Origin of the sequence: Bacillus sp. AY2-1 (assembly GCF_008368965.1) — a bacterium.
GTDB lineage: Bacteria > Bacillota > Bacilli > Bacillales > Bacillaceae_G > Bacillus_A > Bacillus_A thuringiensis_S.
In genome coordinates this window covers 1-22,055 of record NZ_QPEL01000197.1, presented here as the reverse complement: position 1 = coordinate 22,055, position 22,055 = coordinate 1, and the positions used below count along the sequence as shown (strand labels likewise).

Genomic DNA, 22,055 nt, shown 5'->3' with positions numbered 1-22,055 from the left:
AGCGGAAGCAAAGAAGTTAAATGAGGGCGGGCTGCCCTTAAAAGCCCGATTGGTGAGGGCTAATAATCAGTTGATTAAAGTTTCAATTTATATATTCTATTTACAGTCTCTACTAAAACCTTACTTGCTTGTACAAATGTATGCTTTCGATTTCTATCTTCAACAAATTTATTAGCACAACTACTCATAATCATCATACAACTAATTATGACTAACACTATCTTTCTATTCTTGTAAGTCACTTCATGTCACTCCACTATTACAAAACTTCTTTTGAATTTATCCTATCAAGAAATTTTACATGAATAATAAAACGTGTGAATATGCAATTCTGCATATTCACACGTTTTATCACAATGTTATGATTTAATTTAGTTAAAGAACAAGTATACCGAGGTGACTAACTTGAAATTTAAAGCGAAAAAAAATCCATTCCACGTCATTTTCATTACATTATTTCTAATTATTTTTTTCGTTTCGTTATTCTTCCAAAATGAAAATTCTATTTTTTTCACTCTCATGATGCTATTAAATATCGTGAATCTTTCTTCATTCTATTTCTCTCACTACAACGTAACGGAATCATCTCTTGTTGTAAAACACGGTTTCATACTTCGTACTGAAATCCCATTTAAAGACATTCGCCATATTAAGTACTCTGGCAAAAAACTTCGTTCAAAAAAATGGACTAGGCAACAATTAGAAATTAATTATAATTTATTTGACTCAGTGACCACTTTCGTACCACAAGAAGAAGAAAAATTCATTTCACTCTTAAAAGAGAACTGCCCACAGATGAAAGTAATGAATACGCCTGCTAACAAATAATATATTTTGAAGCTTGCAGTATTGCAAGTAGATGAAACATAAAAATGAACATCAAAAAAGCCAAGATTCTATACTAAGAACCTTGGCTTTTTCTATTACTCTTTTGGAGCAATCATTTTCTTTGGATCTACAATTTCATCAAATTGCCCTTCTGTTAGTAGCCCAGATTGCAATGCTGCTTCTTTTAAAGTTAATCCTTCTTTATGAGCATGCTTCGCAATTTTCGCTGCATTTTCATATCCGATATGTGGGTTTAGCGCTGTTACAAGCATTAGTGAACGATTCACATTTTCATTAATTACTTCTTCATCTGCTTCAATACCAACTGCACAATTGTCATTAAACGAAACAATTGCATCCGCTAATAAGTGAGCTGATTGTAAGAAGTTATAAGCAATAACAGGTTTAAATACGTTTAACTCAAAGTTACCTTGGCTCGCAGCAAATCCGATTGTTGCATCATTCCCCATCACTTGCGCTACAACCATCGTTAATGCTTCACTTTGCGTTGGATTTACTTTACCTGGCATAATAGAGCTTCCTGGTTCATTGGCTGGAATAATAATTTCTCCAAGACCACTACGTGGACCACTTGCAAGCCAACGTACATCGTTAGCGATCTTCATTAGATCTGCAGCTAATGCTTTTAATGCACCGTGAGTATATACAACTTCATCATGGCTCGTTAATGCATGGAACTTATTTGGTGCAGAAACAAATTGTTTACCTGTAAATTGACTAATTTCCTCTGATACCATCTCACCAAATTTAGGATGAGCATTAATACCTGTTCCAACCGCAGTTCCACCAATTGCTAACTCTTTCATATATGTATTGCTCTCTGCAATCATACGCTCTGTTTTTTCAAGCATACGGTGCCATCCGCTAATTTCTTGCCCTAAAGTTAACGGTGTTGCATCTTGTAAATGTGTACGACCAATTTTTATAATATGTTCAAATGCAGTTACTTTTTCTGCTAAAGTTCCTTTTAATTTCCTGATTGCTGGTAATACGTGATTTTCTACTGCGATTACACAAGCTACATGGAGCGCCGTTGGAAATGTATCATTTGAACTTTGTGACATGTTCACATCATCATTTGGATGAATATGTACGTCAGATCCATTCTCTTTCAAAATTTGATTCCCACGATTTGCAATTACTTCATTCACATTCATGTTTGACTGTGTACCACTACCTGTTTGCCATACGACAAGCGGAAAATGTTCATTCCATTTCCCTGCAATCACTTCATCAGCAGCTTCTACAATTGCTTCTGCTTTTTCTTCTGATAGCTTTCCTAATTTTTGATTGCTAAGCGCTGCACTCTTCTTTAAAATTGCAAATGCTTTTACAATTTCAAGCGGCATTTGCTCTGTTCCAATTGGAAAGTTTTCTTTACTACGTTGTGTTTGTGCTGCCCATAATTTATCAGCTGGAACTTTTATTTCTCCTAATGTATCTCTTTCAATTCTGTACTCCATGTTTTCATCCCCTTGAAAATATAATACCTACATCTCTTATAATAACAGACTTTTTCTTAAATGATAAGAATTCTCACTCTTATATATAGATATTTTATATTTATTTTAAAAAATTCCTCTTGACCTAAACTTAAGTTTAGGCTGTATCCTTTCCATTGTAACCTACTATAACACTACTGGAGGAATTCAATATGAAAAAATATGCTTTTATAACAGGTGCGAATAAAGGAATTGGATATGAACTTGTTCGTCAATTAGCAGAAAAAAATTATCACGTATTTTTAGGTGCTCGTAATGAACAACTTGGACAACAAGCCGTAGACTCTTTAAATGTTTCAAACGTTTCCTATATTCAAGTAGATATTTCAAATTCACAATCCATTCAAGAAGCAACAAAGAAAATTCACGAAACGACTGACCATTTACATTTATTAATTAATAACGCAGGCATTGCATTAGACTTCAATACGCTACCTAGTGAATTAAATATTGAAACTTTACGCCAAGGATTTGAAGTTAACTTTTTTGGAACTTTCCAAATGATACAAGCCTTTTTACCATTATTAAAGAATTCAAGCAACAGTAAAATACTAAATGTAACAACTGACATGGCCTCACTAACAATGTTTGCTAATGGTGAAACACATCCAATCAATACACTAGGATATAATTCTTCCAAAACTGCTATTAATGCTTTAACATTAGCTTTTAGTAAAGAATTTGCTACTAACGGTCCAGAAGTATTTGGGATAACTCCTGGTTTTACAACTACTGATCTTAATGGAAATTCCCCTGGTGGCCATACAACTATTGAAAGTGCTAAAATTATTATTAAATATGCATTAAGTGAAACAAACTATAATGGTAAAATACTAAATAAAAATGGCATTATACCTTGGTAACAAAAGGATGAATGATATGTATTATACAATTGGGCAAGTCGCCAAAATGCAACACTTAACTATTTCTCAAATACGTTATTATGATAAACAAGGACTGTTCCCTTTTCTGCAAAGAAATGAAAAAGGAGATCGAGCTTTTGATGAAGAAGCACTCAAATACTTAGAAATGATTTTGTGTTTAAAAAACACTGGTATGCCTATTCAAAAAATAAAACAATTTATCGACTGGTCTATGGAAGGAGAATCTACCATCTTTCAACGGTTGGAATTAATGAAACAACAAGAGACCAATGTCTTACAGCTCATCCAAGACACTGAAAAAAACTTAAAAAAGATACAACAAAAAATTGCTAAATATGAGAATGAAGTAACTTCAGCAGATGCTATTACAAAATAAAAAATCACCTTCTACATATTGTAGAAGGTGATTTTTATTTTATGATGCTTGCTTTCCTTTATCTGCATCATCTACATACCAGATGAATTTGCCTGTATATCCGTAAATAACTGCTAAAATTAACGATACGAAGCTTAACCACATAAACGGAACGTATGAGAACGTTGCTACACCTAAAATACCCGCCATAAAAATACCATTATCAGACCATGGAACCATACCTGAAGTTAACGTTCCACCTACTTCTGAGTTACGCGCTAATACACGACGGTCTATTTTTAATTTATCATAGCTATCTTCCATAATTTTTGGTGTTAAAATTAGTGATACATACATCGCACAACCAAATATATTAGCTAAGAATGCCACGATTAATGTAGACAATGTTACATTACCTGCAGAATTTAATTTCTTCTCAAATTTTGATACGATTACTTTTAAAACACCTAGTTTTTCAAGTAATCCACCAAATCCTAAACCGAAAATAATAACAGCTACTGAGCCAAGCATGCCGTTAATTCCACCACGGTTTAATAACTTGTCAACAAACTCAACACCAGATTGAATTGAGAATCCGTTATAAGCTGTTCCAATCGCCTCTCCAAAGTTCATCCCTTGGAAAAGAGTTGCCCAAATTGCACCAATTAAAGCTCCCATTGCAATTGTTGGCATAGACGGTTTCTTCATCGCTAATAGAACGATAACAATGACCGCTGGAATAAGCATCCATATTTTAATATCAAATTGCTTTAATAAAGCTTCTTTTAAAAATTCTACTCGATTCAAATCTACATTATCGCCGCCATACATCCAACCAGCTACAGTAAACATAATACTAGTAATAATATAAGCTGGAACATCTAATACGAGCATAGCTCGAACGTGAGCAATAACATCTACTTTCGCCATAGAAGCTGCAAGAACTGTGCTATCAGAAAGTGGTGATAATTTGTCGCCGAAATAAGCTCCTGAAAGAACTGCACCAGCAACAAGCGGAAGTGGTAAACCAAGTCCTTCACCAATCGCCATCATAGCAATACCTGCTGTTCCCACTGTTCCCCAAGACGTTCCTGTTGCGATAGAAGTTATAGAACAAATAATTAATGTTGCTAATAGGAATATGCTAGGGTGAATAAATTCTAATCCATAATAGATTAATGTTGGTACTACCCCACCAGCAATCCACGTTCCAATTAAAGCACCTACTGCAACTAAAATCAGTATTGCTTCTAATCCGTTAGAAATCCCTTTCGTAATTGCATCTTGCAATTCTTGATAACGAAATCCTAATCTTAATCCAAGCGCAATTACTAAAAACCATGAAATAAATAGCGCTAATTGAATTGGGAGATCAAAAATCGTTTGGAAGGAAAAGACAACAGCAAGAAATAGTAATAAAAGAACTATGATTTCTAGCATCGATGGTAATCTTACACTTTTCATTTTTTTCTCTCCTTACAAGTCGATAACATGACGTATGTCGTCTTACATGTATGTAATATACAATTAGCGAAGACAAAACAAAATTTTCATATTATTTCGATTTATTTTTCCAGTATAATATATTCACAACCCTTTCTATTGTAAAAGTAGATTACGTTTTTCGCAATGAAAAATATAAAAAATGTTGTATTTTTATTTATCCCGATATTTTCGGCCAATAAGACCTCCGCCTTAAAATTCAGTAAGCGCAAAGCACTTAGATAAGAAATTAACTACTGTAAAATTCCGAATTGATATGAACGTATTAAAGCTTCACTTTATTTACAAAGAACAATCCCATACTAACTTTTTTAATATTTGCTGCAACAAAACTTTTTACAACTATCTTCACTTTTTAATTAACACCATTATTTTCTACACAAAAAATAGGGCACACATCATTAAAATGATGCATGCCCTATCTTTATTTATACATATTTTGTATTTCTTCTTTATTTTTAAGTATTTCCTCAAACTTATCACTACAACCCTTCGGAAATAACACTCCCAGTCCATATGAATGCGCAAATTGAAAATGAGGGTACTTCGCTTTTACCTCATCCCAAAACTGATATACGCCGAAATCACCACTTCTAACTTCAATATCATGAAATAATACAATACCGTTTTTCGCGACTTTCGGTAGCCATGTGTTATAATCGTGAGAAACAGCTTCATACGTATGATAGCCATCAATATGCAAAAGATTTATCGTTTCATCTTGAAACTGGTCTACAGCATCATCAAAAGTAGATCGAATTAAATTTCCTATATTAAGGTAGTTATCGCTCACTACTTTTTCTACTATTTGAAAAACCCCTTCTCCATATGGACCTGTATGCCCATCTCCAGCCCAAGTATCTACTGCAAAGCATTTAGTCGATAACCCTCCATCTTTTACTCCCTGACAAAAACTGAAGAAAGAAGCACCTAGATGTGTACCTAACTCAACTAAAGTTTCTGGTTTTTCAAATCTTACTAAGTCATATGCAAAATCTAAATGTCCACTCCACGCAGATTGTGACCGAATAATAGGACTAAATGTTTCAAATTCAAATGATGGTTTATGAGTAACCCAGTTCATCGCATAACTCCTTCTGCACATATTTTTAACAAACCAAATTACTCTTATCTTTATTTTTTTATCGCCATGATTATGATTCTATTTCATGAAAATATGAAGAATTTATTCTTTTCTATTGAGGTAAAGCGTCATATACATATGGTTCAGTTGGCTTATCAATTTTCTCGATTTTGTTTACTTTTACAAGTGGAAAGACTGTTCCTTTATATGTCGTTTCATCTAATAATCCTGTTATTTTCACCCATGTTTCTTTTGGAATTTTCCCAACGTTTTTCCCGGTAACAATCATCCCCCAGACTGATGCATCCGCAATACAACAAGTTATGCCATATCGAGCCACTACTGCTTTATTACCCGTCACATCCTTATCATTATATATAAACCCTGAGAATATAATTTCTTTCCCTTTAAACCCTTTTACATCTTGACCAATTATACTCATTGTTTGAACATAATCCTTATCCTCTACTTGTAGTTTATGCTGTCCTAACATACTTTTTACTACTTGCTCTTCCGTTTCATAAGTCGTTGATAAATTTGATGTTTCATCTGGATCATCGAATACCTCTCGCCCATCAAAATCATCCTGTTTCCCCTCTTTTTCGTTCCCTTCCATACTTCTCGCCTGTACACTTTGATTCATACCCCTTTTTCCTGCTAAACTTCCATCAATTGTTACATTTCCAAATAGAAAAGCACTAATAATCGGAACAACAAATAAAACATATACAAAGAAACTTTTCATCCCTGATTTTAATGCTGTATGATGCTTACAACAATTACAATCATCCTCTTTTTCTCTCCCATCTCTCCAAACTTGTAAAGAACCAAGAAGTAAAATCACTACAAAAGCTATATACGTAAATTTAATCATTTTTGGAGCGATAAAATTATAAATATTCCCTGTTACAAGTAGTTTAAATAAGAGCATTGCTAAACCAATTAAAATAATGCCACGAATATAGCGATGATATGCCTTCTGCTCCTCTTTCTCCATTCTTTCTCACCTCCTATAACATTATAATTTGCAGGATGGTATACACAGATACAATGACAATTCCCATTAAAAAGAATACAAATTTCTTTTGAAAATATGCAAATAGCATTAACGTATTTTTCATATCAAGCATCGGCCCAAACACAAGAAATGCGAGAAGTGCCTTTACTGAGAAAACATGTCCAAAAGATGCCGCTATAAAAGCATCGGCTGCAGAGCAAATTGATAAAACATAACCAAATCCCATCATAATAAAGGGGGCAATTACTTCGTTATGTGCTACTGCATCCAGTACATTCCGATCAAAAAACGTTTGAAATACACTTGCTAAAAAAGCACCAATCAATAAATACTTACCAGTATCAAAAAACTCATCTACAGTGTGATTCATAACATCTTTCCAACTCTTTTTTTTGCTTGTTTGAACTGAAACCTCTACGTCTTTTAAAACATTTCTTTGGCGATAGCAATAATACACAATTAGACCTATGAATAGAGCAACTAAAATTGTTATCCCAAAGCGTGCATATACAACATAATCATTTTTTTGAAACGCATATACAGTAGATAAAAAAACGACTGGATTCATAATGGGTGCACTCAGTAAAATAACAATGCCTACATGAAGTGGTAACCCCTTTTGAATGAGCCTTCTTACAATTGGTATAATGACACATTCACACATTGGAAAAAGAACTCCCACAAATACTGCTGGAATCATTGCAACAATCGGAGATTTCGGCATTACTTTTTGAATCATATCTTCCGTCACAAACACTTGAATAAATGAAGAAACAATTACCCCTAATAAAATAAAGGGTATTGCTTCAAAAATGATACTTAAAAATACTGTATTCACATTCAACCATTCCTGTGGTATATTTTTGTGCAAATTTGCTAGACTTGTAAAATCTACAAAAAATAATAAAAAGAGAAACATAGCGATAAGAGCTATGCCTACTAATTCTTTTGAAACTCTATTAAAGACCAAGCTTCTCGCCTCCATTTTATTTATATGTAAACATGTGCTTGTCCAAATGCTTCATACTACAGCACAAATTTTATAGTCTATTTCTATTCTCAAATCGTAATCATTATGATTTATTATTGATTTTTCTTTTTCCATCGTTTAATATAAAACGTAATCATTACGATTTAAAGGGGAGATCATTTCATGAAAAAAGTACCTATCACTGTATTAAGTGGGTTTTTAGGATCTGGAAAAACTACCTTACTACATCACATTTTGACTAATAAGAACAACTTAAAAGTAGCTGTTATCGTTAATGATATGAGCGAAGTAAACATTGATGCATCTCTTATAAAAAAGGGTGGTTTTTCACGTACGGAAGAGAAATTAGTAGAAATTCAAAATGGTTGCATCTGCTGTACACTACGAGAAGATTTAATGATAGAAGTGGATCGTCTTGTTGAAAATGGTGATATTGACTATATTATTATTGAATCTTCTGGTATAAGTGAGCCTATTCCAGTTGCTCAAACGTTTACTTATACAGACGAAGTTCTTAACATTGATTTAACGAGAAATTGTCGCCTCGATACGATGGTTACAGTTGTAGATGCAAATAGGTTTTGGGATGATTTTGCAGATGGAGAAAGTTTATTAGACCGAAAACAAGCAATCGATGAGAATGATACCCGGGAAGTTATTGATTTATTAATAGATCAAATTGAGTTTGCAAACGTAATTATTCTTAATAAAATAGATTTGCTAGAAAAAGAAGATGTGATAGAGCTTCATCATTTACTAAAAAAATTAAATCCTAATGCAAAAGTTCTTAAATCTTCGTTTAGCAAAGTACCATTACAAGAAATTTTAAACACAAATCTATTTAATTATGAAGAAGCCAGTCAATCGGCCGGCTGGATACAAGAATTAAATAGTGAACATCATACACCGGAAACGGAAGAATACGGTATCAATTCCTTTGTTTACCGTCGCAAATATCCTTTCCATCCCGAGCGCCTTATGAATTGGCTAGAAAAATGGCCTTTAGATGTTGTAAGAGCGAAAGGATTCTTCTGGCTCGCATCTCGTAATAATATGATAGGGCTTCTATCTCAAGCAGGTTCCTCTATTACAATTCAAGGAGCCGGTGAATGGATAGCCGCATTACCTGAAACTGAAAGAAATCAAATGATTGCAGAAGAACCAGAAGTATTAAAAAACTGGGACGAGCGATATGGAGATCGAATAACTGAGCTCGTATTTATCGGTATTGATATGAATCGTTCTGTGATTGAACAATCATTAGATGATTGTCTATTAACAGAAAAGGAAATGGAACAAAAGTGGAATACATTTATTGATCCTATTCCGGCTTTTACTTATACTTCATAATAATTAATAAAAGGCTTCAGTAGAATGAAGCCTTTTTATTTTATAGCACTCTTATTTAATAGGTTTGCTTTAATTATAAATACAACTGTACCTAAAACAATTAATATAGTATATATGTTACCAACTACATCACCTATTTTTTCTAAGCCAAGCGGTAATATTATAGTAGCAACTCCGACTATATAAGAAAATGCTCCTGAAAGCTTCACTAATTTATTTTTATCTCCAACAAACGTTTCTTCTTGATATCCTGCTAACAAAAACAACCTCTAAAGAACAGCACCCTATTATTCAAGCGCTACAAAAACAAGATGAAAAACAAATGGAACAAATGATGTCTCAAAACTGGCTCCGTCCCATGAAAGAAATATAAAAAATGATTTCTATGAAATAATAAAGCTGGCTACACAAAAGTGTAACCAGCTCCTTATTTACTAATCTATGTGCTATGCCTGAATATTTGCGTAATCCTCAATATCTTCATACTCTTTTTCTAATTCCTCTAAAGACAGCTCGTATAATTGTCGGTCACGAATTTTAAACACACCTGCTCCAATTAACTCATCAATTAAATGCCTCTTACGATTTTCAACAGCAAAACGGAGTTGACTACTCATCTTTAAAAAAACTCCTTTCCACGATCATTGAAAATGATAATCTTTATCAATTACCACTTTTGATTATAAAAGATGACTCTTTATAAGTAAAGTAATTTCATGAAATATTTACCTGACAAAGTATTTGTGGCCACATTATATATATGTATGCCGTGCGAAAAATGTTATGACACATTTTCTTATCCTTTTTCTTTCATACTTTGCAGGTTGTCTCACTATGATTAAATTCACCATCTATTTCTACTTGAATGGTGACATGTTCTACATGAAACTTCTCCTTTAATACATCCGTAGCCTCTTTTAATACATTTTGCGTTTCATCACCTTTAATAATCAAATGGCAAGTTAATACTTGAAAATCAGATGTGACAGACCATATGTGCAAATCATGAACTTCTTTTACAACCGTAATATTTAATAATGTACTTTTTACCTCTTCAACATTTATGTGCTGGGGTGCACCTTCCATTAATATATGGACGGTATCACGTGTTACACGCCATCCACTAATAATGACTAAAATAGACACAAGAATACTAGCAATCGCATCAGCAACCGTCCATCCGAAAAATTTAATACATAGCGCTGCAATAATCGCTCCGACTGATCCTAATAGATCGCCTAATACGTGAAGGAAAGCACTTCTTAAATTCAAGTTCCCCTTCACATCTCCGCCTCTCATTAATATCCAAGCTGATAAAATATTAATAAGCAGACCAAGTACAGCAATAATGAGCATCCCATTACTAGCAATCTCAACTGGTTCTTTAAAACGGCGGATTGCTTCAATAAAAATGTATACCGAAATGACAATAAGAACGACACCGTTACATAATGCTGCTAACATTTCGACTCGCTTATATCCATATGTTTTCGCAGTTGTTGCTGTTTTTTCTCCGAGCTTAAACGCAAGTAAACTTAAGGCTAAAGATACCGCATCACTTAACATATGCCCCGCGTCAGATAATAGTGCTAAGCTATTTGTTACAAATCCACCAACAACTTCTGCAATCATAAAACTTGTTGTTAGTAGGAAGGCAATTAGTAACGCCTTTTTATTTTTTGAATGACCATGATCATGCGAATGTCCCATACGAATACTCCTTTAAGTACAATATCTGTATGTTAGTATGAAACAAACTCCCCATCTTTATCCCGAATTGACTGATTGTAAACGCCCGCTTCCTCTGTATACACACTTCGCTTCTTTTTAAACAATCCCTTTTTCTCAAATAAAACAAGACTACTTCTTTTTTATTTTCATATTGTTTACTAATGAAAGAATTTTTAAGGAGGTTACTAAAATGAAACGTTTATTTCTCTGTATGGAACGTGAACTTGTTGTAGTGAAAGAACAATATGATGACTATGAAACGACTTACCACTTACAAAATATGCAACCTACCTGTATCGCTGTTGATCCATTTCAAAAAAATCGTGTATATTGCGGAACATTTGGACGAGGTCTATGGTTAAGTGACGATAGCGGGGATTCATGGAGACCAATTGGAGATTCTTATCGTTACTTTGATTTTCCTAAAGAAGATGGTATTTTGCACTCCTCTATCACTTCCATAACAATAAGCTCAAATGAACAAGTTAACGGATATGGTGTCGTTTATGTTGGCACAGAACCGAGCGCTTTATTCCGCTCTGAAAATGGTGGTGAAACGTGGACTGAACTTAAAAATATGAAATCATTATTATCTTCTTATACGTGGGCATTTCCGCCTAGACCTTTTACCCATCACGTACGCTGGATTACAGTTGATCCAAACAACCCTAATACAATACACGTTTCAATCGAAGCTGGTGCTGTTATTCAAAGTAATGATAAAGGGCATACATGGATCGATAAAAAATTCGGTGCCCCTATCGATGCTCATCAATTACTTATGCACCCTGAAGCACCAAATCGCCTTTATGCATCATGTGGTGACGGATTTATGGGCGGACCTGATCGTGCATATCTTGAAAGTTATAACAATGGAAACAGCTGGATCTCATGCAGTGAAGGACTTGAACATCATTATTTATACAGCATGGCTATCGATCCCGCTGATTGCAATACGATTCTCGTTTCAGCTGCACCGAGTGCTGATCTCGCTCATCACCATATTCCTTATGAATCTTATATTTATCGAAAAACGAAAGATACTCCTTTCCAGCAAGTACAACAAGGACTACCATCCGCAATCGGTACAGTCATTTCGATGTTTGCGACAAACAAGGCAGAACCACATACGTTTTACACGTTAAATAACAACGGCGTGTTTCAATCCAATGATAGCGGCGAATCGTGGGAACAACTAAACATTCCGTGGAAAGATGAGTATAAAACGCAGCATCCACATGCGTTACTCGTAACTAGTTTTTAGCGAAAAGAGAGACTGCCTAATGTTTTTAGGCAGTCTCTCTTCTATTTCTTTAAATCAATTACGATATCATCTAGAACAATATCTTTACTCTTCGCTTCTTTTTTCGGCACTTCAATTTTCTTCTCTTTTCCATTCACATACTCCACCATGATTTTCAGGTGTATGCACTCGCAAATTCACATGAGGCGTAACGATAAGCTTTGTAGCATTTTTATTCAATTTTTGGAATGTAGTACTCCAACTACTTTTATGTGGTTCTGCTACTGTACCCGTTCCGCCATTTCCTTCACCAGCGTATTGATTTCCTAAATCATCTTTTATTTCTAGCTCAACATCTGCACTATCCCATATGCGCCTTAATGCCTTAGATTCTTCCTGATTATAAAAAACGATAAATGACATAGGTGTTACTTCCATTTTGTCTATATTTACTTTTATACCTTCTTTTTCGGAAATCCCATTAACTTTTATATCCTTACTATCCATCGCCTTTAAAGTAAGAGCAAAATTCCAATTCCCTTTTATTGATTTTTTTTCTTCGTACATATTAATTGATTCCATATTCCATCTAACATTTGCAACGTCCATTCTTTTACTACCAAGATCACTTGTTGTAGTCATACCTACATATTTTTTATCTCCTACTTTCGTAGTTTTAGAACTTCCAGCCGCACCATTAGACATGCTTACTTGCGGGGAACCAAATATGCTCGGATGCTCTCCTAAATCTTTTTCACTTTCGATAGAATACGTTATCGTTACAGTTCTCCCATCAAACACAGCATCATTAATTGTAACCTTAACCCCATTACTCTCTCTCGTCATATTCAATTCAGTCGAAAACTCTTTATAATTTTCATGTAGCCCTGTTCTACCATTATCTAAAAATCGGAATATATCTCCTACTATAGGAAGACCTCCAGCATAGGTTGGAAAACCAATACCAAGTGTTGCAACTGATAATCCTACTAAAATAGATGCAGCAGCGACACCTTTTTTCCAACTTTTCATCTTTTTCTTCTTACGTATCGATTGTTTTACATTACGCTTCACTTTTTCTTTTTCAATTTCAGAAGCCTCAATTTCCTCTAGTTCTTTTTCATCTATATCAATATCATTTAATAGTTCATAAATGTCTTTCATATTGCACTACCTCCAAAACTAATTTTCGTAGCATTTTGTTGTAGTTTCTTTTTCCCCCGGTACACTCGATTATCAATTGCTGCCCGAGTTAATCCTAGCTTGTCACCTATTTCCTCTGTCTTCATACCAAGTAAATATTTCATAATGAATACCTTTTGATCTAACGGTTCTAATTGATTAATGAGCTTCAATAATTCTTCCCTATCTTCCATAACGATTAATTCGTCTTCTGCTGATTTTTCTGTACTGATATGAAACTCATCTGAAATAATTTCTACTTTTTTAGTCGCTTTTCGGTAATAATCAATTGCTTTAAACTTTGCAATCGCTGCAATCCACTTTTTAAAATCACTCGGCTCTCCATGGAATTTATTTGCGTTATTCCAAATGGAAAGAAATATATCGTTTATACATTCCTCTATGAGTCCATCATTTTGAATTGGAAGTAGAACTTTATGCGTGATCCCCTTTATGAGTGGTAAGTATGTATCGACAACAAATTCTAACGCGCCTTCTTTTTGCCGCTGTAATCTTTTTATAAAATTTTTCTCATTTGATTTCATGTAGCGATTCCCCTTATTGTTTTGTAAAAGCTTTTACACCCTATATAACGTCTGAAGAAATTTTTTCTCTCATCTTTTTTATTTTTTGTATGTAATGGAATACTTCCCCTTAGCCATTGTCTCACATGACTATGCGTTCAAAGAAAATTTTCTCAAGTCTACAATTTAATTCATGTAGTACACTATTTATATAGTCATTCTTTAATTTGGTGTACATTTTATTTCATTAATATATTTTTAAAATTAGGAGATGAGATGTGTATGTGTGGAATTACAGGTTGGGTAAATTGGAATAAGGATCTCTCCAATGAACATGTTATTTTAGAAAAGATGGCAAATAGTATCCAGCATCGTGGTCCTGATGCTGAAGGATTTTGGTTTTCACCTCGCGCGGCCTTTGCACACCGACGTTTAATTGTTATTGATCCAGAAGGCGGGACGCAGCCGAAGACATTTCGTGCTGGTGATTATACGTATGCTCTTACTTATAATGGAGAAATTTATAATTTCCGTGAACTGAGAGAGCAACTTCAAAAATGTGGTCATACATTTGAAACCCATTCAGATACAGAAGTATTACTACATGCTTATTTAGAATGGAAAGAAGACTGCGTACGACATTTAAACGGAATTTTCGCTTTTGCATTATGGGATGAACAGAAGCAACAATTGTTTTTAGCACGAGATCATTTAGGTGTAAAACCGCTCTTTTTTACAGAAAGAAATGGCAGTATTATTTTCGGCTCTGAAATTAAAGCATTATTAGCGCATCCATCTGTCCCTGCTGAAATTGATGCGGATGGAATAAATGAAATATTTGGATTAGGCTTATTTCGCACTCCAGGATGTGGTGTGTTTAAGCATATTCAAGAAGTACGTGCTGGACATTCTATAACATTTACACGTCATAAAAAAGTAGTTACGAAGTATTGGAATTTAGAAAGTAAGATCCATACAGACTCTATAGAAGATACATCTTCGCATATTTTATCTATTTTACAAGATACAGTAAAAAGACAATTAATTGCCGATGTTCCTCTCGTTTGTATGTTATCAGGCGGATTAGACTCTAGCGGTATTACTGCACTTGCAGGTAAAGAATTTGCAGAGGAGCACGAAACACTTCACACGTATTCAATCGACTTTTTAAATAGCGCCAAAGATTTCGAGCTGACATTTGCTCGCACTGGCTTAGACGCTCCTTGGGTAAAACGTGTTTCCGAACATGTAGGGACATCGCATCATGACATTATTGTGAATGCTGAAGAATTAGCAAATCACTTATTCGTTCCCCTCCATGCGAAAGATTTGCCAAGTGCAGGCGAAATGGAAACTTCACTATATTTACTATTTTGCGAAATGAAAAAAGATGCAACCGTAGCTTTATCTGGTGAATCGGCTGATGAAGTATTCGGGGGATATCCTTGGTTTCATCAAGAAGAACTACTGTATGTAGATAAGTTTCCATGGTTAACAAACTGGAAAAACACATCTTCTCTATTATTAAACGAAGTAACAAAGCAATGTAATCCTGAACATTATATCAATAAAAGATTCCATGAAGCTGTTCATGAAGTACCTACTCTTGAAGGGGAAAGTAAAAAATCCGCGAAACAACGCCAAATGTTTTATTTATTTTTAACGAGATTCCTTCCTTTCTTACTTGACCGTAAAGATCGTATGAGTATGGCTGTTGGTTTTGAAGTTCGTGTACCGTTTTGCGATTATAGATTAGTTGAATATTTATGGAATGTTCCTTTCAACATAAAAAGTATTGATAATATTGAAAAAGGCATTTTACGTAGAGCACTACATCCAGCTTTACCTGACGATGTACGCAATAGAAGAAAAAGCGCTTATCCAACTTCACAAGATCCACACTACTTAAAAACAATCCGTAATTTAACACTTGATATGTGTAGCAATAAAAACAATCCTATTTTCTCACTTATTAACCATTCCATCTTACTTTCAATTGCTGATCAAAGTAATAAAGAGATTAACAATTTTGAGGCAAGAAGTGCCATGGAGTATATGCTACAAGTAAATGAATGGTTGAAAACATATCATATTCATATTGCTTAACAAAAAAGAGTTCAAGGATAAAAACCTTGAACTCCTTTTATATTAATTAGCACATTGTTTATTATCAGTATCAATAGACCATCCAATAATCGTGGCACAATCTCTACCTTTCCACTGCAATACATTTGTTAATACGGGCTCAATCTGCAAGCAACTTCCGTCGTGTAATATTTCTACTAAAGATTGATCATCATCAAACCTTCGTTTGTCACACTCTAAAATACCATCTGTTGCCATTACAATGTGATTCATTCCTTTTTCTAATCCTCTTACACCTGACGTAAAGCAAGGTGTATTTGCTGCAAAAATATTTTTCCTACCAATATATTCGTAATTTTTCCGTTTATTTAATCGTCCTTTTCCATTTTTCGTTTTCTCAGAATGGAATAAATACGCGAAACAATCACCAACTGATAACCAATATAAAAATTCGCCTTTTCGTAAACAAATTAAGCAAGCGAGTTCCTCATCATCTTGATCACACTTTTTAATAAATAACTCATCTGTAAATAACGCTAATAAGTACATATGTGTATGATGAAAAGCTAAATGTATTGGATAGGAAAATAACTCTTTTAATTTCTCTTTTCTTTCTGAAATCGCTTCTATTATATAATCAATATTTTTTGTTTTGTGGTGTGTATCAAAAATCATAACAAATTCAAATTGTAATTCAGGATCCCACCAAGCAAGCACCGCATCTCCTCGTTCATATGCATCACTTTCTTGATTTCCCCCATATACGCCGACTGAAAGAGGACCACATTTTTCAACATGTATTTCATCTACATACATCTGTTCATGACTCATCCATTTGAATGTATTCACAGCTATCATCCTCTCTCTTGCTAAATGTATACCTTTACACATAGATTACCTTATATTTCAATAAAAATAAACTTTTTCAACATTTTTTATCCAAATAAAAGGATTTTATTTCTAAAACAACGAATATATCTTAATATACGATATAAAAAAGGGGATTTATTATTATGAACAACATTAATCAATATTGGGAGAGCATTTATTATCACTTACGATACGAATACGAGGACAACCTTTCCCACCAAGCAATTCGTATTTTACAAATCGTTTCTCGTGAGAAAGATATAACAATCGGAAAAGTCGCTACTGAGCTTAGTCTTTCTCATAACACAGCATCTGAACACATAAAGCGCCTTATTCAAAAGGGCTTCATCGTTAAAGAGAGAAATAAACAAGATGAAAGAGTGGTAAACCTTACATTAACAATTGAAGGGATTGAAGTATTAGAAAAACATACTTTACTGGATAAAGAAAAGATAAAAATATTAGAATCACAGTTATCAAAAGAAGAACAACAATTAATTGAAAAAGCATTTTCGTTATTAGCGAAGGAGGCAAAATATGCATTTCCTCGTTAAAGTAATCGTTTCGGCACTTATTATCGGCGTTATCACTGAAGTCGCTAAACACTACAGTACGATAGGTGGCTTTATTGCTGCCCTTCCTCTCGTGAGTTTACTTAGTCTATTTTGGATTTCATTTGAAGGCGGGAATAAACAAGAATTGAGTCAATTTGCTTTAGGGGTATTATATGGATTCCCCGCATCAGCACTACTATTATTTATTGTCTATATTGGTTTGAAAAATTCATTTTCACTTAGTACATCTGTCCTACTCGGTATAGGTATTTGGTGTATCGTTTTTGCTTGTCAAAAATTATTTCAAGCTTAGGAGGAATTAACATTCATAAATTTGTAGAAATAATGGGACAGAATATAGAAGTACATATAAAAGGAAGTGGTAAACAAACTGTAGTCATTCAAACCGGAATGAGTTGCTCATTTTATGATTGGTTTCCTATTATAGAAAAGCTTTCAAAGCACTTTACAGTCGTTTCATACCATCGCCCAGGTTACGGGAAAAGTAAGCTAGGAAATCAGCCACGTACAATAAGGCAAGTTACAAAAGAACTTCATATATTACTACAAAAACTAGATATTCACGGGCCAATCATTCTCATCGGGCATTCCTACGGAGGCTTATGTGCACAACATTTTGCGCTGTTACATGAAGATAAGCTGCAAGCACTTATTTTAGTTGATTCTACTTCGATGAACTTACACCGTTTAGATGAACTTCATTTACCAATTTCTGATCAAACTGATTCTGATGATGTTTGGTTTCAAAAATATAATATGTATTCCAAAATGGATGTAGACACACTTTATAATGAACTAAAATCTATGCTCGCCAATCAATCAAAACAGCAAATTGAATTCTCTACCTCCGCCTCATTATATAAAGCGACAGCTTCTGAACTATCTGAGTGGAAAAACTGTGCTCTCTCACTAAAAGAGCTATGTAAAACATTAGAAATACCATTAATCGTTATCGGTAGAGATCCTCAATATTCTATTACTCAATTGACTAATGGTGGCATGCCAAAAGAGGAAGCAACACAACTTGAAGCAATGTGGCAAGAACTAATTCATGAACAATTACACCTCTCAACTAACAGCCACTATATTCTTGCCCAACATGCTAGTCACGGTATAGAAAATGATCGACCAGATATTATTATTGAAGCAATTCATTTCTTACAAATCAAAAAAGGAAGCAACTAAAGCTGCTTCCTTACTTATCTTCTATTCATAATCTTCTTCATCATCGATTTCTTCGTAATATGAACTACCATTACTTACATATATAGGGCCATTCGCAACATCAATACGTAGTACCCACGCCCATGGCACAGCTAAACGTTTATGTATCGCTCGCCAAAAGCTCATTGATTTTCTTTCGTACTCCTGGAACTCCTGAAGTAACTCTTTGTAGGAGGAACCGTCTAACTGAATATTTGCTTCTAACAAACGAGAATGAGCATAGTACTGTAACTCTAGTTCAGCAGCAATTTCCATTTCTTCTTCCGTTGCCATACCAATAATTGTTCCATCTTCTGGTGCAATTTCATATACGTTTTGAACTTCAATAAGCCCTTCTTTCTCTTTCTCAAACATGTAAACAGCCTCCTTTAACATATATTTTTTATGTTACAAAGTCATACTTCTACAATAACTTCTCTGTTTCCTCTTTTTTTGATAAACTTTTACAAAATATTTAACCGATGACCTGTTTTCTCTATTCTTTCAGCAGAAATGAAGCGATTTTTATCAAAATTTAATTTATACACATCAGGCATATGAAGTGTTTTCCAAAACTCAAAATCATATTTCGAATTAAAATAATTCATTAGTAATACCATAATATTCCCATGCGTACCTATTACAATGTTCTTACCTTCATATTGTTTTAATATATTTTGCATACATATTACAGCGCGCCTTTGTGCGACATCACTCGATTCTCCGCCTTCGTATGCAAAACTCCAATCTTTCCACACATTCTGCATAGCAACATTAAAATCTGCTACTGGCTCTGTACTCAATAATCTTTCACGCAAATCTTCTTCTGTTTGTATTAATAATTTATATGTATTCGCAATTCCTTGTACAGTTTGGATCGCTCTTTTGTACGGACTAGAAATAACAACATCAATATGTTTATCTTTTAATAAATGCGTTACATTCTCTGCATCACAGTGCCCTTTTTCAGATAAAGGTCGTTCCCTTTCTTCTTTTGTATATGTAGAGTGGGCATGGCGAACGAAATAGATTGTCGTCATTTATTCATCTCCCTTTTCCGTTTTTATCCAAATTCAATACATTACCATCAAATCCCTTTACCTTTATTATAAGTACTGTCAAATTTAAATGTTGATTTTCATATTAATAAAAGGGAAACACCTCATATGGTATTTCCCTCAATTAAAATAGACTACATCCAATTAAATACTTTATCAATTTTATTTCTATCGTATTCTAATATCCAATCATTATATGTATTATAAATATCCCTAATTGTATCAGGAGAGATAGCTAATACATCACAACCTCTATCATCATAAACGTGAAATATAGTATTCTTGTTAACATTTATAAAATACACCCTATGAAAAATACTCGGTTTTATTCCCATATCTTGATTACAAATTGCTTTTAGCATAGGAATGTATGTAAAGTCAGAGATTTCACATTTCAAAGTATATCTATGTGTTTTATATGCTCCATCTTCATCTTCATCTGGAAAAACATAAGGGATTGTATTTTTCTGTAACTTAAACAAATCGGACTTCTCTTTGACATACTTAGAAAAGATATTCAATTTCTGTTTGAAAGTTTCACCGTTTGCATGGTCATTTACATCCACTACAATATAAATATCATCTTTTGTTGAATGTAAAGACTGAAATAAAGTAATCGTCCTTTTATAAACGCCTTCTAAATATAGACAATTTTCATAAATGTTATTACAATCATAGTCCACACCTAATCTAAAACGAATACCAATATCCCAATTATAAAATAGAGGTGGTCTAAGTTCTAAATTCGGAAACGTTTCAAGCATATACTCATTCAACCTCATCTCAATACCTACCTTTAATAGCATGTTGTTTACATAATAAAATTATTTCATTATAATTTATTTCTAAACTCTTCATCTGTTATAGCATCTTGAATAAAATAATTTATATTATTTCTCAGCTTTTGATATACAACTTGATTTTCTATATCGTTAAACATAATGACAGCTTCTATCTTATTACCTTTCTTATCTGTACTATACAAACTTTTGGTCAATACGAATGCGGTAGATCCACCTTTTTGCCCCGCAAATTCTAACTTACTATTATCAACTGTGCCTTTGAAAATATTCTCGATTTCTTCTTGCATTAATTTAGGAAAATAATTTCTACTATTTATTTTTTCCATTATACTCATATAATCTTTAGCGTTTGCACTCACTAATCGATCTGACCAAATTCGCTGAAATTCCATATCTACCTTTAATGGAATTTCACGTTTTTTCCATTCTTCTTCATCTTTCATCCATTCATGAATTTGTAACACATGTTTATTATACTCATCTTTTGACATGTTACGTAACGTTTTTAATGACTGATTTTCTGGCACATGAAGTTCTTTTTCTACGTATCCTCTCATATATAGTGCAGCCGTATAAGAAGTGAACTTATCATGACTAGTAAGCTCTAACTCTTTTATACTTTCATTTACTCTTTCTATTCCAAGCTTATCTAACAAATATGTTGTATTTGCATTAGAACTATAATGAATCATTCCTTTAGCGACTTCTTCTAAAGCGATTTGTCTATTTTTCACTAATTCTCTCACTTTGGCATCTTCTAACCAGGTAGGATGCGCTCCACCATCAGTATTTTTAACGTAATATTTTTCTAGCTCCTGCAATGAAATTTGTTCATCTCGACTTATTTTTCCTTCTGACACTTGCTTAGCAAATTCAACTGCTATTACGATTTTTGCCGTACTCGCTAATGGCAATTTTTTATTTTCATTTATAGATGTTAATACCTCACCATTTTTTCTAATCAGTAATGAACATGTCTCATCGTCTTTATGTTCTTTTATATACGTTAATACGTAATCAGAATCTTTTTTTGACAAATAATACTTCATTATGACAAAGAAAACTATAACTGCTACTATAATCACTCCTGCAACAATTCCTATAATCTTTAATATGTTCACAATGTACCTCCTCTAACAAATTTCCTTCTATATCATAATTATACCGAACTAAATTACAAAATTATACAAAATAGAATAACTCTTCCTACACATAAAGAATTATTATTTTATTTCACACTGTATT

The 22,055-nt window shown here is 33.6% G+C and carries 23 protein-coding genes and 2 pseudogenes; 10 read left to right on the top strand and 15 right to left on the bottom strand.

Features of this window, described 5'->3' with window-relative positions; genetic code table 11:
• The first annotated feature begins 405 nt into the window (after window positions 1-405).
• The gene (locus DN403_RS28420; RefSeq protein ID WP_000669083.1) at window positions 406-828 is read left to right on the top strand and encodes a PH domain-containing protein; all 423 of its coding nucleotides are present in this window, start codon (window positions 406-408) and stop codon (window positions 826-828) included.
• A gap of 95 nt (window positions 829-923) precedes the next feature.
• Here DN403_RS28420 and fumC read toward each other — a convergent pair whose 3' ends face one another.
• On the bottom strand, window positions 924-2,312 hold the full coding sequence (gene fumC, locus DN403_RS28415) for a class II fumarate hydratase (RefSeq protein WP_000456611.1): 1,389 nt from the start codon (window positions 2,310-2,312) through the stop codon (window positions 924-926).
• 191 nt (window positions 2,313-2,503) lie between these two features.
• Here fumC and DN403_RS28410 point away from each other — a divergent pair, with 191 nt between their 5' ends.
• Both DN403_RS28410 and DN403_RS28405 read left to right on the top strand, forming a co-directional pair.
• A complete protein-coding gene (locus DN403_RS28410; protein WP_000759560.1) occupies window positions 2,504-3,214 on the top strand; it encodes an SDR family NAD(P)-dependent oxidoreductase in 711 nt (236 codons plus the stop codon).
• 16 nt (window positions 3,215-3,230) lie between these two features.
• Window positions 3,231-3,611, top strand: coding sequence for a MerR family transcriptional regulator (locus DN403_RS28405; protein ID WP_000291857.1), 381 nt, complete (start codon window positions 3,231-3,233; stop codon window positions 3,609-3,611).
• A gap of 39 nt (window positions 3,612-3,650) precedes the next feature.
• Here DN403_RS28405 and nhaC read toward each other — a convergent pair whose 3' ends face one another.
• The 4 genes from nhaC to DN403_RS28385 all read right to left on the bottom strand — a co-directional run bounded on the left by nhaC (window position 3,651) and on the right by DN403_RS28385 (window position 8,180).
• On the bottom strand, window positions 3,651-5,054 hold the full coding sequence (gene nhaC, locus DN403_RS28400) for a Na+/H+ antiporter NhaC (RefSeq protein ID WP_000843986.1): 1,404 nt from the start codon (window positions 5,052-5,054) through the stop codon (window positions 3,651-3,653).
• 463 nt (window positions 5,055-5,517) lie between these two features.
• A complete protein-coding gene (locus tag DN403_RS28395) occupies window positions 5,518-6,177 on the bottom strand; it encodes a class I SAM-dependent methyltransferase (RefSeq protein ID WP_001104666.1) in 660 nt (219 codons plus the stop codon).
• A gap of 112 nt (window positions 6,178-6,289) precedes the next feature.
• Window positions 6,290-7,174: a TIGR03943 family putative permease subunit gene (locus tag DN403_RS28390; protein ID WP_000409945.1), complete on the bottom strand. Its 885-nt coding sequence runs from the start codon at window positions 7,172-7,174 to the stop codon at window positions 6,290-6,292.
• 13 nt (window positions 7,175-7,187) lie between these two features.
• Window positions 7,188-8,180 carry a permease gene (locus DN403_RS28385; RefSeq protein WP_003277678.1) on the bottom strand — a complete coding sequence of 331 codons (993 nt, stop codon included), beginning with the start codon at window positions 8,178-8,180 and terminating at the stop codon, window positions 7,188-7,190.
• A gap of 168 nt (window positions 8,181-8,348) precedes the next feature.
• On the opposite strand from DN403_RS28385, the gene DN403_RS28375 reads away from it, so the two are divergent.
• Window positions 8,349-9,536, top strand: coding sequence for a GTP-binding protein (locus DN403_RS28375; protein ID WP_000757662.1), 1,188 nt, complete (start codon window positions 8,349-8,351; stop codon window positions 9,534-9,536).
• Between the two features lie 35 nt (window positions 9,537-9,571).
• Here DN403_RS28375 and DN403_RS28370 read toward each other — a convergent pair whose 3' ends face one another.
• Window positions 9,572-9,802 carry a DUF3784 domain-containing protein gene (locus tag DN403_RS28370; RefSeq protein ID WP_102981840.1) on the bottom strand — a complete coding sequence of 77 codons (231 nt, stop codon included), beginning with the start codon at window positions 9,800-9,802 and terminating at the stop codon, window positions 9,572-9,574.
• 8 nt (window positions 9,803-9,810) lie between these two features.
• On the opposite strand from DN403_RS28370, the pseudogene DN403_RS28365 reads away from it, so the two are divergent.
• A pseudogene (locus tag DN403_RS28365) lies at window positions 9,811-9,909 on the top strand (GntR family transcriptional regulator); the annotation flags it as partial.
• Between the two features lie 73 nt (window positions 9,910-9,982).
• Here the strand turns inward: DN403_RS28365 and fbpA are convergent.
• Both fbpA and DN403_RS28355 read right to left on the bottom strand, forming a co-directional pair.
• Complete coding sequence (gene fbpA, locus DN403_RS28360) at window positions 9,983-10,153, bottom strand: Fur-regulated basic protein FbpA (RefSeq protein ID WP_000098300.1); 171 nt, start codon at window positions 10,151-10,153, stop codon at window positions 9,983-9,985.
• A gap of 193 nt (window positions 10,154-10,346) precedes the next feature.
• Complete coding sequence (locus DN403_RS28355) at window positions 10,347-11,246, bottom strand: cation diffusion facilitator family transporter (protein WP_000510030.1); 900 nt, start codon at window positions 11,244-11,246, stop codon at window positions 10,347-10,349.
• A gap of 211 nt (window positions 11,247-11,457) precedes the next feature.
• Here DN403_RS28355 and DN403_RS28350 point away from each other — a divergent pair, with 211 nt between their 5' ends.
• Entirely contained in the window at window positions 11,458-12,531 is a 1,074-nt protein-coding gene (locus DN403_RS28350; protein WP_000825316.1) for a WD40/YVTN/BNR-like repeat-containing protein, read from the top strand.
• Between the two features lie 41 nt (window positions 12,532-12,572).
• Here the strand turns inward: DN403_RS28350 and DN403_RS28345 are convergent.
• Both DN403_RS28345 and DN403_RS28340 read right to left on the bottom strand, forming a co-directional pair.
• Window positions 12,573-13,674 (bottom strand): annotated as a pseudogene (locus DN403_RS28345) (DUF4179 domain-containing protein).
• Entirely contained in the window at window positions 13,671-14,237 is a 567-nt protein-coding gene (locus tag DN403_RS28340; RefSeq protein ID WP_000840029.1) for a sigma-70 family RNA polymerase sigma factor, read from the bottom strand. The pseudogene DN403_RS28345 and the gene DN403_RS28340 overlap by 4 nt, the downstream one beginning before the upstream one ends.
• 261 nt (window positions 14,238-14,498) lie before the next feature.
• Here DN403_RS28340 and asnB point away from each other — a divergent pair, with 261 nt between their 5' ends.
• Window positions 14,499-16,322: an asparagine synthase (glutamine-hydrolyzing) gene (asnB, locus tag DN403_RS28335; protein ID WP_017762990.1), complete on the top strand. Its 1,824-nt coding sequence runs from the start codon at window positions 14,499-14,501 to the stop codon at window positions 16,320-16,322.
• A 42-nt stretch (window positions 16,323-16,364) separates the two neighbouring features.
• On the opposite strand, the gene DN403_RS28330 is transcribed toward asnB, so the two are convergent.
• Complete coding sequence (locus DN403_RS28330) at window positions 16,365-17,192, bottom strand: PP2C family serine/threonine-protein phosphatase (RefSeq protein WP_098437180.1); 828 nt, start codon at window positions 17,190-17,192, stop codon at window positions 16,365-16,367.
• Window positions 17,193-17,314: 122 nt separating this feature from the next.
• On the opposite strand from DN403_RS28330, the gene DN403_RS28325 reads away from it, so the two are divergent.
• Genes DN403_RS28325 through DN403_RS28315 form a run of 3 tightly spaced genes read left to right on the top strand, consistent with a single transcriptional unit; the run spans window position 17,315 to window position 18,931 of the window.
• Window positions 17,315-17,725 (top strand): MarR family winged helix-turn-helix transcriptional regulator, encoded by a 411-nt coding sequence (locus DN403_RS28325; RefSeq protein WP_098437179.1) that lies wholly within the window; start codon window positions 17,315-17,317, stop codon window positions 17,723-17,725.
• Window positions 17,709-18,038 carry a DUF3147 family protein gene (locus DN403_RS28320; RefSeq protein ID WP_098437178.1) on the top strand — a complete coding sequence of 110 codons (330 nt, stop codon included), beginning with the start codon at window positions 17,709-17,711 and terminating at the stop codon, window positions 18,036-18,038. The genes DN403_RS28325 and DN403_RS28320 overlap by 17 nt, the downstream gene beginning before the upstream one ends.
• A complete protein-coding gene (locus DN403_RS28315; RefSeq protein WP_149186007.1) occupies window positions 17,999-18,931 on the top strand; it encodes an alpha/beta fold hydrolase in 933 nt (310 codons plus the stop codon). The genes DN403_RS28320 and DN403_RS28315 overlap by 40 nt, the downstream gene beginning before the upstream one ends.
• A gap of 21 nt (window positions 18,932-18,952) precedes the next feature.
• Here DN403_RS28315 and DN403_RS28310 read toward each other — a convergent pair whose 3' ends face one another.
• The 4 genes from DN403_RS28310 to DN403_RS28295 form a co-directional block, all read right to left on the bottom strand.
• Window positions 18,953-19,324 carry a hypothetical protein gene (locus DN403_RS28310; protein WP_000461779.1) on the bottom strand — a complete coding sequence of 124 codons (372 nt, stop codon included), beginning with the start codon at window positions 19,322-19,324 and terminating at the stop codon, window positions 18,953-18,955.
• Between the two features lie 89 nt (window positions 19,325-19,413).
• Window positions 19,414-19,989 (bottom strand): histidine phosphatase family protein, encoded by a 576-nt coding sequence (locus DN403_RS28305; protein WP_000208260.1) that lies wholly within the window; start codon window positions 19,987-19,989, stop codon window positions 19,414-19,416.
• Window positions 19,990-20,141: 152 nt separating this feature from the next.
• Window positions 20,142-20,771, bottom strand: coding sequence for a DUF3885 domain-containing protein (locus tag DN403_RS28300; RefSeq protein ID WP_000894372.1), 630 nt, complete (start codon window positions 20,769-20,771; stop codon window positions 20,142-20,144).
• A 68-nt stretch (window positions 20,772-20,839) separates the two neighbouring features.
• Window positions 20,840-21,931, bottom strand: a complete 1,092-nt coding sequence (locus tag DN403_RS28295) for a serine hydrolase (RefSeq protein WP_001023334.1) — start codon at window positions 21,929-21,931, stop codon at window positions 20,840-20,842.
• Window positions 21,932-22,055: the final 124 nt, after the last annotated feature.

Excerpts from the sequence above, each read along its gene's own strand:
- DN403_RS28300 (WP_000894372.1), bottom strand. The coding sequence starts at position 20,771 with ATGCTTGAAACGTTTCCGAATTTAGAACTTAGACCACCTCTATTTTAT.
- DN403_RS28410 (WP_000759560.1), top strand. The coding sequence starts at position 2,504 with ATGAAAAAATATGCTTTTATAACAGGTGCGAATAAAGGAATTGGATAT.
- fumC (WP_000456611.1), bottom strand. The coding sequence starts at position 2,312 with ATGGAGTACAGAATTGAAAGAGATACATTAGGAGAAATAAAAGTTCCA.
- DN403_RS28385 (WP_003277678.1), bottom strand. The coding sequence starts at position 8,180 with ATGGAGGCGAGAAGCTTGGTCTTTAATAGAGTTTCAAAAGAATTAGTA.
- DN403_RS28390 (WP_000409945.1), bottom strand. The coding sequence starts at position 7,174 with ATGGAGAAAGAGGAGCAGAAGGCATATCATCGCTATATTCGTGGCATT.
- DN403_RS28340 (WP_000840029.1), bottom strand. The coding sequence starts at position 14,237 with ATGAAATCAAATGAGAAAAATTTTATAAAAAGATTACAGCGGCAAAAA.
- DN403_RS28395 (WP_001104666.1), bottom strand. The coding sequence starts at position 6,177 with ATGAACTGGGTTACTCATAAACCATCATTTGAATTTGAAACATTTAGT.
- DN403_RS28320 (WP_098437178.1), top strand. The coding sequence starts at position 17,709 with ATGCATTTCCTCGTTAAAGTAATCGTTTCGGCACTTATTATCGGCGTT.
- DN403_RS28330 (WP_098437180.1), bottom strand. The coding sequence starts at position 17,192 with ATGTGTAAAGGTATACATTTAGCAAGAGAGAGGATGATAGCTGTGAAT.
- DN403_RS28350 (WP_000825316.1), top strand. The coding sequence starts at position 11,458 with ATGAAACGTTTATTTCTCTGTATGGAACGTGAACTTGTTGTAGTGAAA.
- DN403_RS28375 (WP_000757662.1), top strand. The coding sequence starts at position 8,349 with ATGAAAAAAGTACCTATCACTGTATTAAGTGGGTTTTTAGGATCTGGA.
- fbpA (WP_000098300.1), bottom strand. The coding sequence starts at position 10,153 with ATGAGTAGTCAACTCCGTTTTGCTGTTGAAAATCGTAAGAGGCATTTA.
- nhaC (WP_000843986.1), bottom strand. The coding sequence starts at position 5,054 with ATGAAAAGTGTAAGATTACCATCGATGCTAGAAATCATAGTTCTTTTA.
- DN403_RS28355 (WP_000510030.1), bottom strand. The coding sequence starts at position 11,246 with ATGGGACATTCGCATGATCATGGTCATTCAAAAAATAAAAAGGCGTTA.
- DN403_RS28325 (WP_098437179.1), top strand. The coding sequence starts at position 17,315 with ATGAACAACATTAATCAATATTGGGAGAGCATTTATTATCACTTACGA.
- DN403_RS28310 (WP_000461779.1), bottom strand. The coding sequence starts at position 19,324 with ATGTTTGAGAAAGAGAAAGAAGGGCTTATTGAAGTTCAAAACGTATAT.
- DN403_RS28305 (WP_000208260.1), bottom strand. The coding sequence starts at position 19,989 with ATGACGACAATCTATTTCGTTCGCCATGCCCACTCTACATATACAAAA.
- DN403_RS28405 (WP_000291857.1), top strand. The coding sequence starts at position 3,231 with ATGTATTATACAATTGGGCAAGTCGCCAAAATGCAACACTTAACTATT.
- asnB (WP_017762990.1), top strand. The coding sequence starts at position 14,499 with ATGTGTGGAATTACAGGTTGGGTAAATTGGAATAAGGATCTCTCCAAT.